At 69.9% G+C, this 14957-nt stretch carries 9 protein-coding genes and 1 tRNA gene; 5 read left to right on the top strand and 5 right to left on the bottom strand.

Going from position 1 to position 14957, the window contains the following annotated elements; genetic code table 11:
- Positions 1 to 10 precede the first annotated feature (10 nt).
- Both ACFPQ9_RS04115 and ACFPQ9_RS04120 read right to left on the bottom strand, forming a co-directional pair.
- Positions 11 to 2791 carry a SpoIIE family protein phosphatase gene (locus ACFPQ9_RS04115; RefSeq protein WP_380846612.1) on the bottom strand — a complete coding sequence of 927 codons (2781 nt, stop codon included), beginning with the start codon at positions 2789 to 2791 and terminating at the stop codon, positions 11 to 13.
- A gap of 137 nt (positions 2792 to 2928) precedes the next feature.
- A tRNA-Leu gene (locus tag ACFPQ9_RS04120) sits at positions 2929 to 3013 on the bottom strand.
- A 142-nt stretch (positions 3014 to 3155) separates the two neighbouring features.
- Here ACFPQ9_RS04120 and ACFPQ9_RS04125 point away from each other — a divergent pair.
- The gene (locus ACFPQ9_RS04125) at positions 3156 to 4487 is read left to right on the top strand and encodes a DUF2254 domain-containing protein (protein WP_380846615.1); all 1332 of its coding nucleotides are present in this window, start codon (positions 3156 to 3158) and stop codon (positions 4485 to 4487) included.
- Positions 4488 to 4525: 38 nt separating this feature from the next.
- Here ACFPQ9_RS04125 and ACFPQ9_RS04130 read toward each other — a convergent pair whose 3' ends face one another.
- The 3 genes from ACFPQ9_RS04130 to sucC form a co-directional block, all read right to left on the bottom strand.
- Complete coding sequence (locus ACFPQ9_RS04130) at positions 4526 to 6067, bottom strand: aldehyde dehydrogenase family protein (protein WP_380846618.1); 1542 nt, start codon at positions 6065 to 6067, stop codon at positions 4526 to 4528.
- A gap of 110 nt (positions 6068 to 6177) precedes the next feature.
- A complete protein-coding gene (gene sucD, locus ACFPQ9_RS04135) occupies positions 6178 to 7062 on the bottom strand; it encodes a succinate--CoA ligase subunit alpha (RefSeq protein ID WP_380846621.1) in 885 nt (294 codons plus the stop codon).
- 14 nt (positions 7063 to 7076) lie between these two features.
- Positions 7077 to 8210, bottom strand: coding sequence for an ADP-forming succinate--CoA ligase subunit beta (gene sucC / locus ACFPQ9_RS04140; RefSeq protein ID WP_380846624.1), 1134 nt, complete (start codon positions 8208 to 8210; stop codon positions 7077 to 7079).
- 144 nt (positions 8211 to 8354) lie between these two features.
- On the opposite strand from sucC, the gene ACFPQ9_RS04145 reads away from it, so the two are divergent.
- The 4 genes from ACFPQ9_RS04145 (at position 8355) to ACFPQ9_RS04160 (ending at position 14957) form a co-directional block, all read left to right on the top strand.
- Positions 8355 to 10037: a thiamine pyrophosphate-binding protein gene (locus tag ACFPQ9_RS04145; RefSeq protein ID WP_380846627.1), complete on the top strand. Its 1683-nt coding sequence runs from the start codon at positions 8355 to 8357 to the stop codon at positions 10035 to 10037.
- 10 nt (positions 10038 to 10047) lie between these two features.
- Positions 10048 to 11298, top strand: coding sequence for a formyl-CoA transferase (gene frc, locus ACFPQ9_RS04150; protein ID WP_380846630.1), 1251 nt, complete (start codon positions 10048 to 10050; stop codon positions 11296 to 11298).
- A 4-nt stretch (positions 11299 to 11302) separates the two neighbouring features.
- A complete protein-coding gene (locus ACFPQ9_RS04155; RefSeq protein ID WP_380846633.1) occupies positions 11303 to 13447 on the top strand; it encodes an acetate--CoA ligase family protein in 2145 nt (714 codons plus the stop codon).
- A gap of 121 nt (positions 13448 to 13568) precedes the next feature.
- Complete coding sequence (locus ACFPQ9_RS04160) at positions 13569 to 14957, top strand: OFA family MFS transporter (protein ID WP_380846636.1); 1389 nt, start codon at positions 13569 to 13571, stop codon at positions 14955 to 14957.

The following is a 14957-nucleotide window of genomic DNA, read 5'->3' on the forward strand; positions in this document are numbered from 1 at the left end:
CCGTCCCGTTTCACAGGTGCGCGATCGGGAGACCGCTCAGGTTTCCGGCGGTTTCGCCGTCGAGCGCCTGCTCAGCCCAGATGATCTTGCCTCGGTCGGTGTACCGGGTCCCCCAGCGGCGGGACAGCTGCGCGACGAGGAACAGACCGCGGCCCCCCTCGTCGGTGAGGGTGGCGCGGCGCAGGTGCGGGGAGGTGCTGGTGCCGTCGGCGACCTCGCAGATCAGGCTGTCGCGGTCGCGCAGCAGCCGCAGCCTGATGGGGCTCTTTCCGTACCGGATGGCGTTCGTCACCAGTTCGCTGAGGATCAGCTCGGTCGTGAAGGCCGCCTCGCCGAGCCCCCAGGACTCCAGCCTGAGAGTGGCCTCGGCGCGGATCCGGGGGACGGCCGCGGGGTCGTCGGGCACCTCCCACTCCGCGACCTGATCCGGGTCGAGCAGCCGGGTGCGGGCCACGAGCAGGGCGACGTCGTCACTCGGCCTGGTGCGCAGCATCGCATCCAGCACCGCCTGACAGGTGTCGCCCAGGGGGGCGCCGTGACTGGCGGCCAGCGCCTCCCTGAGCATGCCGAGCCCGATGTCGATGTCACGGTCTCGGGCCTCGACCAGGCCGTCGGTGTAGAGGACCAGCCGGCTGTCGGCGGCCAGCTGGAGTACGGCCGTCTCGACCGGCAGCCCTCCGCCCAGGCCGAGTGGCGGGGCGACGGGGATGTCGGGGAAGGTCACGGAGCCGTCGGGCGAGACCAGCGCCGGACCGGGGTGACCGGCCCGGGCGAGAACACACCGCCCGGAGACCGGGTCGTAGACCGCGTACAGGCAGGTGGCACCGGTGACGGCCTCGGTGTTGCCCTCGGCCGCCGCGTCCTCGTCGATCCGGGTGATCAGGTCGTCCAGGTGCGCGAGAAGCTCGTCCGGAGGCAGGTCCAGGGCGGCGAAGTTGTGCACGGCGGTCCTCAGGCGACCCATCGTCGCGGCGGCGTGCAGACCGTGTCCGACCACGTCGCCGACCACCAGGGCCACCCGGGCTCCGGGCAGCGGGATGACGTCGTACCAGTCGCCGCCCACCCCTGCCTGGGCGGGCAGGTACCGGTGCCCGACCTCCAGGGCGGACAGCTCGGGGAGCGCGCCGGGCAGCAGGCTGCGCTGGAGGGTGACGGCCGTGGTGTGTTCGCGGGAGTAGCGCCGCGCGTTGTCGATGCACACCGCCGCTCGGGTGGCGAGTTCCTCGGCGGGTGACAGGTCGTCCGGCTCGAAGGGGTCCTGCTCCGACCGCCAGAACTGCACGACCCCCAGCACTTGGCCCCGGTCCTGGAGCGGCACCGAGATCATGGAGTGGATGCCGTATGCGATGACCTGCTGGGCCCTCTCCGGGTCCTGGGAGCGCCATCCGTCGGCCCCGGCGAGGTGCTCCACGAGAACCGGGCGGCCCGTGGTCATCCCGGTGGCCACGGGGTTGCCGGGCGCGTAGCGCACCAGCGTCCCGACAGGGTGGAGGGGCGAGTCCTCCCGGATGCCGGTGGCTGCGATGCGGCGCATGGCCGTACTCGCCCCCGTCGGTTCACCACCTTGCAGCACGGGTTCCACCAGCTCGACGGTGGCGAAGTCGGCGAAGCGCGGGACGGTCACCTCGGTCAGCTCCTCGGCGGTGCGCTTCATGTCGAGGGTGGTGCCGATCCGCGTGCCGGCCTCGTAGAGCAGTTGCAGGCGCCCGCCCGCCACGTCCGCCCGGCCCGCGAGGGCGCGCAGCTCCGTGGTGTCCCGCAGCGTGGCCACGCTGCCCTCCTTCGGGCCCACCGGCCGCACGTTGACCGCGAGCAGGATGTCCCCGGCCAGGAAGACCTTGTCCGTGGCCGCCCGGCCCGATCCCAGCAGTGCGGCCAGGGCCGGGCTCAGACCGAGTCCGGTGACCGGCCTGCCCTCGGCCTCCGGCGGCAGTGCGAGGAGTCGGCGGGCCTCGTCGTTGACCAGCAGCAGCCTTCCGTCACCGTCCAGGATGATCACGCCTTCACGGACCGCGTGCAGCACCGCGTCGTGGTGCTCGTACATGCGGGTCATCTCCACCGGTCCCAGGCCCCGGGTCTGACGCCGCAAGCGCCCACTCACCAGGGCCGACCCGCCCGCGGCCAGCAGCAGCGCGACACCGCCGGCGGCGAAGATCACCGGCACTTGCTGCTGCACGACACTGGTCACCTTGTCCACCGTGACCCCCACGGTGACGAGGCCGACCGCGGTCCCCTCGTCGTTGAAGACTGCCACCGTCGAGTCGACGGCCTTGCCCAGACTGCTGTCGAAAGTGGTCTGGTGGGGCTCGCCTTCGAGCGCCTGGCCGTAGGAGGTGGAGACGTGCTTCCCGATCTCGTCCTCGTCCGGGTGGGTCCACCGGAAGCCGTAGGGGCTCAGCGCCACGACGTAGTCGACGCCGGTCTTCTTGCGCACCGCCTCGGCATGTGGCTGGAGTTCGGCCGTCGGATCGTCGCTCTCCATGGCCTCCGCGGTGCCCCGGGCGTTCGCGAACGACTCGGCCGCCACCAGTGACCGGTCCTTGGCTTCCTGGATCGCGCGGTTGCGGTCCTGGATCACGAGCGCCGTCACGGCCGTGGCGATGAGCAGCAGGACGACGACCAGTTGCAGCAGGAAGACCTGACCGGCGACTGTGCGCGGTTTTCGCAGCGCCAGCAGACGTCGGCCGGCCGATTTGTGACGGGCCGTCTGGCCGGCTTCCGGTGACCCGGCCTTCGGTGGCACGTCTTCGCCCCGTCGGCTCGCTGGGGCGTATCGCCCGAGTTTGCCCATTTTCTCAGTATCAGTGACAGGCTCGGCGGGCGCGGCCCAGGACGGCCTGAAGCAGGTCCGGACGGGCTGGTGCCGCGAGGCGAGCGGGGAGCCGTCCACACAGGGGACCCGGCGCCGAGGCCGCAGTTGATGGAGAGTGTCCGAGGGGGGACTTGAACCCCCACGCCCGATAAAGGGCACTAGCACCTCAAGCTAGCGCGTCTGCCATTCCGCCACCCGGACCAGGTGTCTGTCGCCTTGCCGGGGGTGTTCCCCTCGGCGACGTGGACAACAATACCAAGCTTTCGGAGCGCCTTTCACCTGCGTTTCCTTCCACCGGGCGGGGGTCCGGGACCTCGCGCGCCGTTGCGCCTAGGGTCGCACCATGAGTGACTGGCTGGTTACGCAGAGCCCGCACGCGCGTCGACGCCCGCGTGCGCTGTCGCCCTTCCGGGAGCATCTGCGGGACACGTTCTGGTTCGCCCCGACCGCCGCGATGGTGGCTGTCTTCGTGGTGTGGCTCGCGGCGCAGGCGCTCGACACGGCCATCGTGGACGCGCTGCGGGACGACGGCGACTACGAGACGCTCGGCGATCTGCTGCGGTTCGCGCAGGACGCCAAGGCCGTGGTGAGCGCCGTCGGGTCGGCGATGATGACCTTCATCGGCGTGGTGTTCAGCATCTCGTTGGTCGCCGTACAGATGGCGAGCGGGCAGTTCACCCCGCGGGTGGTGCGGCTCTTCGTCCGCAGCCGGATCACCAAGGCGACCTTCGCGGTCTTCCTCGCCACGTTCGTGCTGACCCTGCTGGTGCTGACCGCCTTCGACACCGCCGACGACCCCCGGGACGTGACGACGCTGCCGCTGGTGCAGTCGATCCTCACGCTCTGCATGGTGGCCCTGAGCCTGCTGCTCTTCGTGCTGTACGTGAACACGACTCTGCGGCTGATGCGGATCAGCTACGTGATCGCGCGGATCGCCACGGAGTCCTTCAAGGCGGTCGCTTCGATGCCGCCGCCCACGAGCGGCCCGGACACCCCCGAACTCGGCTCCGCGACGGCGTGGGTGCCCCACGAGGGGCGGGCGGGGGTACTGCGGGACGTGGACATCGCACGGCTGGTGCGGGCGGCCCGCAGGCACGGCGTGGTGCTGCGGCTGATCCCGCGGATCGGGGACTTCGTGGTGCCCGGCACGCCCCTGCTGGCGGTCCACGGCGGGGCGGCCCCGCCGCTCGGCGCACTGCGTTACACCACCTCCGTCGGGGTGGAGCGGACCTACCACCAGGATCTCGGTTTCGGTCTGCGGCAGTTGTGCGACATCGCGCTGCGCGCCCTGTCGCCGGCGGTCAACGATCCGACGACGGCCGTGCAGGCGCTGGACCGCGTCGTACAGCTCCTGGCGGCGCTGTCCCGGCAACCGCTGGACGTCGCCCTGCACCGGGACCGCAGCGGGACCGTGCGGCTGGTGCAGCCCGTACCGGGGTGGACCGAGCTGGTGGATCTCGGGTTCACCGAGGTACGCGGGTGTGCCCTCGCGAGCCCACAGGTGTCACGACGCATGCTGGCCGGTCTGGACGACCTGCTGCTGCTCGCCCGTCCGGATCGGCGGGAGCCTGTGCTGCGGCACCGCGAGCTGCTTCGCCAGGCGATCGACGAAAGCGCCCAGAGCGCGACGGACCGCGCTTTCGCGCTGCGTCCGGACCGGCAGGGCATCGGCTGACCGGTTCGCCGGCCGGCCGATGCCCCGTGGTTCACCGCTCACGGAAGGAGCTGGTACTCCGGGAAGTTCCCGGGCAGCCTCTCCCCCGCCGGTCCCTGTGTCACCGCGCGCACCAGCAGCTCGCCGCCGACGAACGCGCCGCGCCAGGACGCGCCGAACCCGCCGAACAGCTCGTCACGGTCGCCGCGTGAGCGTGGCTTTCCGTGGCCGACCTTGAACGCGCGGATCTGCGGCGCCAGTCGCTCGTACGTCGCCCGGTCGTCCGTGGACAGCGTGGCGACCAGTGCGCCGTTGGAGGCGTTCATCGCCGCCAGCAGCTCCGCCTCCGTGTCGACCAGGACGATGGTGTCGACCGGGCCGAACGGTTCCGCGTGATGCAGCGGCGAGGACGGTGGCGGGTTCAGCAGGGTGACGGGCTGGACGTACGCCGAGGTGTCCTGGCCGGGCAGGAAGCGGGCGTCGGACGCGTCGCCCCGGTGCAGCGGCACGGCACCCCGGTCGATCGCCTCGGCGACCTGGTCGCTCAGCTCCTTCGCCTTGGCCGCGTTGATCACCGGCCCGAAGTCCAGCTGCGGATACGGGTCGTCGGGCTGCTCGACCGCCAGGGGGTGCCCGACCTTGAGGGTGCGCACCGCCGGGAGGTACGCCGCCAGGAACTCGTCGAACAGCTCACGCTGGACGACGAAGCGCGGGTACGCCGTGCAGCGTTGTTTGCCGTAGTCGAAGAGCTTGGGGATGACCGCGGTGAGCGCGTCCCAGTCGGTGTGGTTCCAGATGCCCCAGGTGTTGAGTCCCTCCTGTTCGAGTACATGTCGTTTGCCGAGGTCGGCGACGGCCGTGGCCACCGCGGCGCCGGTGTCGCGGCCGCCGACGAAGGAGACGCAGCCGATCTCGGGCGCCCGCACCAGCGCCTGGGACAGCTCGCCCCCGCTGCCGCTGACGAGGGTGACGGGTATCCCCTCGCGGGCGGCGAGCGCACAGGCCAGGGTCAGACAGGCGACACCGCCGTCGGTCGGGGTCTTGGCGATGACCGCGTTGCCTGCCAGTGCCTGTACCAACACTGCGTGAACGAGCACGCTCATCGGGTAGTTCCAGCTCGCGATGTTGGATACCGGGCCGTTCAGCGGGGCCCGCCCTGCGACCATCGGCTCGATGCCGTCGACGTACCAGCGCACGCCGTCGATGGCCCGGTCGACGTCCGCCCGCGCGAGCCGCCAGGGCTTGCCGATCTCCCAGACGAGCAGCAGGGCGAGCAGTTCACGGTGTTGGGTGAGGGCGTCGAGGGTCGCCGCGACGCGTGCCCGGCGTTCCTCCAGCGGGATGTGCCGCCACGCGCGGTGCTGGTCGAGTGAGGCGCGTACGCCCTGGTGGGCGGTGTCCCGGTCCAGGCGCGGCGGGCCGGCGATGGGGCTGCCGTCGACGGGGCTGGTGGCGGGCAGGGCGCGGCCGTCGGCCTGCCAGGTGGAGTTCCAGAGGTTGAGGACACGGTCGTCCCGGAAGGCCTCCGGGGCGACGGTCAGGCAGCGCTGCCAGGCGTCTGCCCAGGAGGTGCCCGATTTCAGGGTGAGGGTGGTGGCCATGGGGGTCTCCGCTCTCGGTGCACAGTCGGGGGCGGTTGGTGATGGCTATGGCGGAAGCTAGCGAGGCGCGGGTGCACCTGAAAGTGACCTGACATGGACTATGAGTGACGTCACGCCTCGGCGCCCAGGCGGTCGAGCACGAGGCGCGCGGTCTCGGTGGGCGTGCTGCCGACTCCCACGCCGACCGCCTCCAGGGCTTGCTGCTTCGCCGCCGCCGTGCCGGACGAGCCGGACACGATCGCGCCCGCGTGCCCCATCGTCTTGCCCTCGGGTGCGGTGAAGCCGGCGATGTAGCCGACGACCGTCTTGGTGACGTGGTCACGGATGTACGCGGCCGCGCGTTCCTCCGCGTCGCCGCCGATCTCTCCGATGAGCACGATGAGTTCGGTGTCGGGGTCGTCCTGGAAGGCGGCCAGGCAGTCGATGTGGGTCGTGCCGACGACGGGGTCGCCGCCGATGCCGACGCAGGTGGAGAAGCCGATGTCGCGCAGCTCGTACATCAGTTGGTAGGTGAGCGTGCCGGACTTGGAGACCAGGCCGATACGGCCGGGCTTGGTGATGTCGGCCGGGATGATGCCCGCGTTGGACTGGCCGGGGGTGATCAGGCCGGGGCAGTTGGGGCCGATGACGCGGGTGCCGCGCGCCTTCGCGTAGGAGGTGAAGGCGACGGAGTCGTGGACGGGGATGCCTTCGGTGATCACGACGGCGAGTTGGATGCCGGCGTCGGCGGCCTCGACGACGGCCGCCTTGGCGAAGGCGGGCGGCACGAAGACGACGGTGACGTCGGCGCCGGTCGCGTTCATGCCGTCGGCGACCGAGCCGAAGACGGGGACGGCACGGTCGTCGAAGTCGACGGTGCGGCCCGCCTTGCGCGGGTTGACGCCGCCGACGACGTTCGTCCCGGCGGCGAGCATCCGCCGGGTGTGCTTCATGCCCTCGCCGCCGGTCATGCCCTGGACGAGGACCTTGCTCTCCTTGGTGAGGTAGATGGCCATGTCGTCGTGTCTCCTCAGGCTGTGGCGGCGGCGAGTTGGGCGGCCCGCAGCGCGGCGCCGTCCATGGTGGTGGCCTGCTGGACCAAGGGGTGGGCGCGGCCGTCGAGGATGGCGCGGCCCCGGGCGGCGTTGTTGCCGTCGAGGCGTACGACGAGCGGCTTGGTCAACTGGACGCTGTCCAGGGCCTGCACGATGCCGTCGGCGACCGCGTCGCATGCGGTGATGCCGCCGAAGACGTTGACGAAGACCGACTTCACGGCCGGGTCGGAGAGGATGACGGAGAGTCCGTCGGCCATGATCTGGGCCGAGGCACCGCCGCCGATGTCGAGGAAGTTGGCGGGGCGGGCGCCGCAGCCCGCGACGACGTCAAGGGTCGACATCACCAGGCCCGCGCCGTTGCCGATGATGCCGACCTCGCCGTCGAGCTTGACGTAGTTGAGGCCCTTGGCCGCGGCCGCGGCCTCCAGCGCGTCGTCGTGCTCGACGCCCTCGGCGCCCCACCGGGCCTGGCGGAAGCGGGCGTTGTCGTCGAGCGTGACCTTGCCGTCGAGGGCGAGGATCTGACCCTGTTCGGTGCGCACGAGCGGGTTGACCTCGACCAGCAGCGCGTCCTCGCGGACCAGCACCTCCCAGAGCCTGACGAGGACGTCGACGGTCTGCGGCGGCAGACCGGCCGCCTCGGCGATCTCGCCGGCCTTCGCCGAGGTCACGCCCTCGGCCGGGTCGATGGGGATACGGGCTACGGCCTCGGGCCGGGTGTCGGCGACCTCCTCGATCTCCATGCCGCCCTCGGCGGAGGCGATGGCGAGGAAGCCGCCCGCCGCGCGGTCGAGTACGTAGGACACGTAGAACTCGGTCTCGATGTCGACGGGTTGGGCCAGCATCACCTTGCCGACCGTGTGGCCCTTGATGTCCATGCCGAGGATCTGGCGTGCCGTGATCTCGGCGGACGCCGGATCGGCGGCGATCTTCACACCGCCCGCCTTGCCCCGGCCACCGGTCTTCACCTGCGCCTTGACCACGACGCGGCCGCCGAACCGGCGGGCGATCTCGCGGGCTTCCTTGGGTGAGTCCGTCACCTCCGCCCGCGGCACCAAGATGCCGTGCTCTTCGAAAAGTTCCCTTGCCTGGTGTTCGTACAGGTCCATTCCGGCTCCTGACTCAAAAGTGCCGCACGCCCCCTGGACACCACCCACCGGATGCGGGATAACAAGGTTCATACAGTATTCGTCGACTGTATGCAATGTACCGCGAGAGCCGTTCCACCCCCTACGAAGGGACAGGACTTCGCCATGCCCGACGACACCCAGGACGTCATTTCCGGTGGTCATCTCGTTGCCAAGGCGCTGAAGGCCGAGGGGGTCGACCGCATCTACACCTTGTGCGGCGGCCACATCATCGACATCTACGACGGCTGCGTAGACGAGGGCATCGAGGTCGTCGACGTCCGTCACGAGCAGGTCGCAGCCCACGCCGCGGACGGCTACGCCCGTCTCACCGGCAAGCCCGGATGCGCGGTCGTCACCGCGGGTCCCGGCACCACCGACGCCGTCACCGGTGTCGCCAACGCCTTCCGCGCCGAGTCACCGATGCTGCTCATCGGCGGCCAGGGCGCCCTCACCCAGCACAAGATGGGGTCCCTCCAGGACCTCCCGCACGTCGACATGATGACGCCGATCACCAAGTTCGCGGCGGCCGTGCCGGACACGGCACGCGCGGCGGACATGGTGTCGATGGCGTTCCGCGAGTGCTACCACGGTGCGCCCGGGCCCTCCTTCCTGGAGATCCCGCGCGATGTGCTCGACGCGAAGGTGCCGGTGAGCAAGGCGCGTGTGCCGAAGGAGGGGGCCTACCGTGCCTCCACCCGTTCGGCCGGCGACCCCGAGGCGATCGAGAAGCTCGCCGACCTGCTGGTCCACGCCGAGAAGCCGGCCATTCTGCTCGGCAGCCAGGTGTGGACGACACGCGGCACCGAGGCGGCCATCGAGCTCGTACGCACCCTCAACATTCCGGCCTACATGAACGGCGCCGGCCGCGGCACGCTGCCGCCCGGCGACCCGCACCACTTCCAGCTGTCACGCCGGTACGCGTTCTCCAACGCCGATGTCATCGTCATCGTCGGCACCCCCTTCGACTTCCGCATGGGCTACGGCAAGCGGCTGTCGCCGGACGCGACCGTCGTGCAGATCGACCTCGACTACCGCACCGTCGGCAAGAACCGCGACATCGACCTCGGCATCGTCGGCGACGCCGGCCTGGTGCTGAAGTCGGTCTCCGAAGCCGCCTCCGGGCGCGTCAACGGCGGCGCGTCCAAGCGCAAGGAGTGGCTCGACGAGCTGCGCGCGGCCGAGCAGACCGCTCTGGAGAAGCGGCTGCCCAGCCTGAAGTCCGACGCCTCGCCGATCCACCCGTACCGGCTGGTCAGCGAGATCAACGACTTTCTCACCGAGGATTCGATCTACATCGGCGACGGCGGCGACATCGTCACCTTCTCCGGTCAGGTCGTGCAGCCCAAGTCGCCGGGCCACTGGATGGACCCGGGCCCGCTGGGCACGCTCGGCGTCGGGGTGCCGTTCGTGCTCGCGGCCAAGCAGGCGCGGCCCGACAAGGAGGTCGTCGCGCTCTTCGGCGACGGGGCGTTCTCCCTCACCGGCTGGGACTTCGAGACGCTCGTCCGCTACAACCTCCCCTTCGTCGGCATCGTCGGCAACAACTCCTCGATGAACCAGATCCGTTACGGCCAGGCCCAGAAGTACGGCCTGGAGCGCGAGCGGGTCGGCAACACCCTCGGCGACGTCCACTACGACAAGTTCGCGCAGATGCTGGGCGGTTACGGCGAGGAGGTCCGCGACCCCGCCGACATCGGCCCCGCGCTGCGGCGCGCCCGTGAGTCCGGCAAGCCGTCGCTGATCAACGTCTGGGTCGACCCGGACGCGTACGCCCCCGGAACCATGAACCAGACCATGTACAAGTGAGGAGGCCTGCATGACCGGCACCACGGGCACTTTGCCCAAGGCTCTCGAAGGCATCCGCGTCCTGGACATGACCCACGTGCAGTCCGGGCCCTCCGCGACCCAGCTGCTCGCCTGGCTCGGCGCGGATGTCGTCAAGCTGGAGGCGCCGACCGGTGACATCACGCGCAAGCAGTTGCGCGACCTCCCGGACGTCGACTCCCTCTACTTCACGATGCTCAACTGCAACAAGCGGAGCATCACCCTCAACACCAAGTCCGAGCGCGGCAAGGAGATCCTCACCGAGCTGATCCGGCGTTCCGACGTCATGGTCGAGAACTTCGGGCCGGGCGCGGTCGACCGGATGGGCTTCACCTGGGACCGCATCCAGGAGATCAATCCGCGTATCGTCTATGCCTCCATCAAGGGGTTCGGGGACGGTCCGTACACCAACTTCAAGGCGTACGAGGTCGTCGCGCAGGCCATGGGCGGGTCGATGTCGACCACCGGCTTCGAGGACGGGCCGCCGCTGGCGACCGGAGCCCAGATCGGGGACTCGGGGACGGGTGTGCACGCCGTCGCGGGGATTCTCGCGGCGCTGTTCCAGCGCGAGAACACCGGGCGTGGGCAGCGGGTCAACGTGGCCATGCAGCACGCTGTACTCAACCTGTGCCGGGTGAAGCTGAGGGATCAGCAGCGCCTGACACATGGGCCGCTCGCTGAATATCCCAACGAGGACTTCGGCACGGAAGTTCCCCGCTCGGGAAACGCGTCCGGCGGCGGTCAGCCGGGCTGGGCGGTCAAGTGCGCGCCGGGCGGCCCGAACGACTACGTGTACGTCATCGTGCAGCCCGTCGGCTGGCAGCCGATCAGCGAGCTCATCGGTCGGCCCGAACTCGCGGGCGACCCCGAGTGGTCGACGCCGGAGGCCCGGCTGCCCAAGCTCAGCAAGATGTTCCAGCTGATCGAGGAGTGGTCCTCGACCCTGCCCAAGTGGGAGGTGCTGGAGAAGCTCAACGCGCACAACATCCCGTGCGGGCCGATCCTGTCGACCAAGGAGATCATCGAGGACTCCTCGCTGGTCGACAACGAGATGGTCGTCACCGTGCCGCACCCCGAGCGGGGCGAGTTCGTGACCGTCGGCAGCCCGCTCAAACTCTCCGACTCGCCGGTCGAGGTGAGCAGTTCCCCGCTGCTCGGCCAGCACAACGAAGAGGTCTACATCGGCGAACTCGGCCTCGGTGACGAGGAGCTGCGCCTGCTCAAGTCGAACGGAGTGATCTGACGTGATGGCCGAAGACCGCGAGCTCAGGGTGCGGACGCTCCTCGACTCCGTGCGGGCCGAGGGACGTACCGCGCTCACCGCGCCCGAGGGCAAGGTGATCGCCGACGCGTACGGGATCGCCGTACCGGGCGAGGAGCTCGCGACGGACGTCGACGAGGCGGTGGCCTACGCGGCGCGCTTCGGCGGGCCCGTGGTGATGAAGATCGTCTCGCCGGACATCCTCCACAAGACCGACGCGGGCGGCGTGATCGTCGGCGTCGAGGGCGCGGCGGACGTGCGGGCGGTGTTCCACAAGATCGTCGACAACGCGCGCGCGTACAACGCGGATGCCCGGATCGAGGGCGTCCAGGTGCAGGAGCTGCTCCCGCAGGGGCAGGAGGTGATCGTCGGCGCGGTCACCGACCCGACGTTCGGGAAGGTCGTCGCCTTCGGGCTCGGCGGGGTGCTGGTCGAGGTCCTCAAGGACGTCACCTTCCGGCTCGCGCCCGTGAGCGCCGACGAGGCGCTGTCCATGCTGGACTCGATCCGGTCGGCGGAGATCCTGCGCGGCGTGCGCGGGCAGGCGGGCGTGGACCGGTGGGCGGTCGCCGAGCAGATCCGCCGGGTCTCGCAGCTGGTCGCGGACTTCCCGGAGATCGCCGAGGTGGACCTCAACCCGGTGATCGCCACCGCCGAGGGCGCGATCGCCGCCGATATCCGCGTGATCCTCTCCGAGGCGCCCGCGAAACAGCGCCGGCGCTACTCGCGCGAGGAGATCCTCACCTCGATGCGCCGGCTGATGCAGCCGTCGTCGGTCGCGGTCATCGGTGCCTCGAACGAGCAGGGCAAGATCGGCAATTCGGTCATGCGCAACCTCATCGACGGTGGTTTCGCCGGGGACATCCACCCGGTGAACCCCAAGGCCGATGACATTCTGGGCCGCAAGGCGTACAAGAGTGTCACGGACGTTCCCGGTGAGGTGGATGTGGCGGTCTTCGCTATCCCCGCCAAGTTCGTGGCCTCGGCCCTGGAGGAGGTGGGACGCAAGGGGATCCCCAACGCCGTCCTGATCCCCTCCGGGTTCGCGGAGACCGGTGAACACGAACTCCAGGACGAGATCGTGGCGATCGCCGAGCGGCACGGCATCCGGCTGCTCGGGCCGAACATCTACGGCTACTACTCGACGTGGCAGGACCTGTGCGCCACGTTCTGCACACCGTACGACGTCAAGGGCGGGGTGGCGCTGACCTCGCAGTCCGGCGGCATCGGCATGGCGATCCTGGGCTTCGCGCGGACCACGAAGACGGGCGTGTCGGCGATCGTCGGCCTCGGCAACAAGTCGGACCTGGACGAGGACGACCTGCTGACCTGGTTCGGCGAGGACCCGCACACCGAGTGCATCGCGATGCACCTGGAGGACCTCAAGGACGGGCGCGCGTTCGTCGAGGCCGCGCAGGCGACCGTGCCGAAGAAGCCGGTCGTCGTCCTCAAGGCGGGCCGTACGGCCGCGGGCGCCAAGGCCGCCGGGTCGCACACCGGAGCCCTCGCCGGCGACGACGCCGTGTACGAGGACATCCTCAAGCAGGCCGGTGTCATCCGGGCGCCCGGCCTGAACGACATGCTCGAGTACGCGCGCGGGTTGCCCGTCCTGCCCGCTCCCAAGGGCGACAACGTCGTGATCATCACGGGGGCCGGCGGCAGCGGTGTGCTGCTCTCGGACGCCGTCACCGACAACGGCCTGACCCTGATGGAGATCCCGCCGGACCTGGACGAGGCCTTCCGGAAGTTCATCCCGCCCTTCGGGGCGGCGGGCAACCCGGTGGACATCACGGGCGGCGAGCCGCCGTCGACGTACGAGGCGACGATCCGGCTCGGCCTGGAGGACCCGCGCATCCACGCGCTGGTGCTGGGCTACTGGCACACGATCGTCACTCCCCCGATGGTCTTCGCGGAGCTCACCGCGCGCGTGGTGGCCGAGTTCCGTGAGCGCGGCATGGAGAAGCCCGTCGTCGCGTCGCTCGCGGGTGATGTCGAGGTCGAGGAGGCCTGCCAGTACCTGTACGAGCGGGGGGTCGTGGCGTACCCGTACACGACCGAGAAGCCGGTGGCCGTGCTCGGTGCCAAGTACCGCTGGGCACGGGCGGCGGGGCTGTTGGGGGGCGGTTCATGAGGTGAGGCAGCGGGGGGTCGGCCGACGGTGCGCGTCGGCCGGCCCCGGGACCCGCGCGCGCACGAAAGGCATTGGACAGGGGGCGCTGGCCAGAACTTTCGACGCAAGGGGTGCAATTAACGTGACCACTACTGACGTTACGCGAGTCACCGCCTACCGGGAGGTGACCGACAAGAACGGACGCGTCTACCGACTCGGCGAGACCGACGTCGACATCATGGGGCGCAAGCGCAAGTGGATGGTGATCCTGCCCTGGGTCGGCATGATGGGCATCTCCTCCGCCGAGTACGCGTTCGCGTCCGCCGAGGACACGCTCCACACCGCGCACCACTGGAACAGTGCGCACATCTTCTGGATGATGACGGTCTGGGTGTTCTTCCAGGCCGCGGTGGCCTTCCCCGCCGGCAAGCTGCGCGAGACCGGCAAGCTGCCGGCCCGCTTCGCGATGATGCTGGGCGCGGCGGGCACCCTGATGGGCTACCTCTCGCTGGCCTTCGCACCACATGTCATCGTCGCCTACATAGGCTTCAGCGTCTTCAGCGGCATGGGCGCGGGCATGGTGTACGCCACCTGCGTCAACATGGTCGGCAAGTGGTATCCGGAGCGCAAGGGCGGCAAGACCGGGTTCGTCAACGGCGGCTTCGCCTATGGCTCGGTGCCCTTCGTGTTCCTCTTCACCGGCTACATGGACCTCACCAACTTCCGCTGGGTGCTGGTGTCGGTCGGTGTCTTCCTCGCGCTGATGGTGGGCACTTCGGGCTTCTTCTTCAAGGACCCGCCGAAGAACTGGTGGCCGGCCGAGGTCGACCCGCTGAACCCGCCGAAGGACCCCCGCGCGGCCCGCTCGCTGCGCATGAACCCGCCGGCGGTCCACCAGTACTCCCCCAAGGAGGCCTGGCAGACGGGCCGCGTGGCCCTCATGTGGTTCTGCCTCGCCTGCACGTCCGGCGTGAACATCTTCGGTATCGCCTTCCAGGTGGACATCGGTGAGGAGGCCGGGTTCGCGGGCGGCATCGTGGCCACGGCCATGTCCCTGAAGGCGATCGTCAACGGCACCGGCCGAGGCGTCATCGGCTGGTTGTCCGACCTCTACGGCCGCAAGCGGTGCCTGATCTTCGTCTGCATCGTCCTGGGCCTCTCCCAGTACGGCATCCTCTGGTCGGCCGACGCCCAGAACCTTCCGCTGTTCCTGATCTTCTCCTCGATCTCCGGCTTCGGCGGCGGCGCCATCTTCCCGATGTTCGCGGCCCTCACCGCCGACTACTTCGGCGAGAACAACAACGCGTCCAACTACGGCATGGTCTACAGCGCCAAGCTGGTCTCCGGTCTGGGCGCGGGCATGGGCTCCGTGGTCGTCGGCGCCTGGGGACACTCCGGTGCCTTCATCCTGGCCGGCTCCATCTCACTGTTCGCTGGCTGCGTGGCCCTGTTCCTGAGCCCGCCGGGACGCGACAAGAACGCGCGCGGTATCTCCCCCAACCCCCAACCGCTCGGCGAGGACATGGCCTGA

The organism is Streptomyces coerulescens, assembly GCF_042657965.1.
In the GTDB taxonomy this organism is placed as follows: domain Bacteria; phylum Actinomycetota; class Actinomycetes; order Streptomycetales; family Streptomycetaceae; genus Streptomyces; species Streptomyces coerulescens.

Excerpts from the sequence above, each read along its gene's own strand:
- sucC (WP_380846624.1), bottom strand. The coding sequence starts at position 8,210 with ATGGACCTGTACGAACACCAGGCAAGGGAACTTTTCGAAGAGCACGGC.
- frc (WP_380846630.1), top strand. The coding sequence starts at position 10,048 with ATGACCGGCACCACGGGCACTTTGCCCAAGGCTCTCGAAGGCATCCGC.
- sucD (WP_380846621.1), bottom strand. The coding sequence starts at position 7,062 with ATGGCCATCTACCTCACCAAGGAGAGCAAGGTCCTCGTCCAGGGCATG.
- ACFPQ9_RS04155 (WP_380846633.1), top strand. The coding sequence starts at position 11,303 with ATGGCCGAAGACCGCGAGCTCAGGGTGCGGACGCTCCTCGACTCCGTG.
- ACFPQ9_RS04145 (WP_380846627.1), top strand. The coding sequence starts at position 8,355 with ATGCCCGACGACACCCAGGACGTCATTTCCGGTGGTCATCTCGTTGCC.
- ACFPQ9_RS04115 (WP_380846612.1), bottom strand. The coding sequence starts at position 2,791 with ATGGGCAAACTCGGGCGATACGCCCCAGCGAGCCGACGGGGCGAAGAC.
- ACFPQ9_RS04130 (WP_380846618.1), bottom strand. The coding sequence starts at position 6,067 with ATGGCCACCACCCTCACCCTGAAATCGGGCACCTCCTGGGCAGACGCC.
- ACFPQ9_RS04125 (WP_380846615.1), top strand. The coding sequence starts at position 3,156 with ATGAGTGACTGGCTGGTTACGCAGAGCCCGCACGCGCGTCGACGCCCG.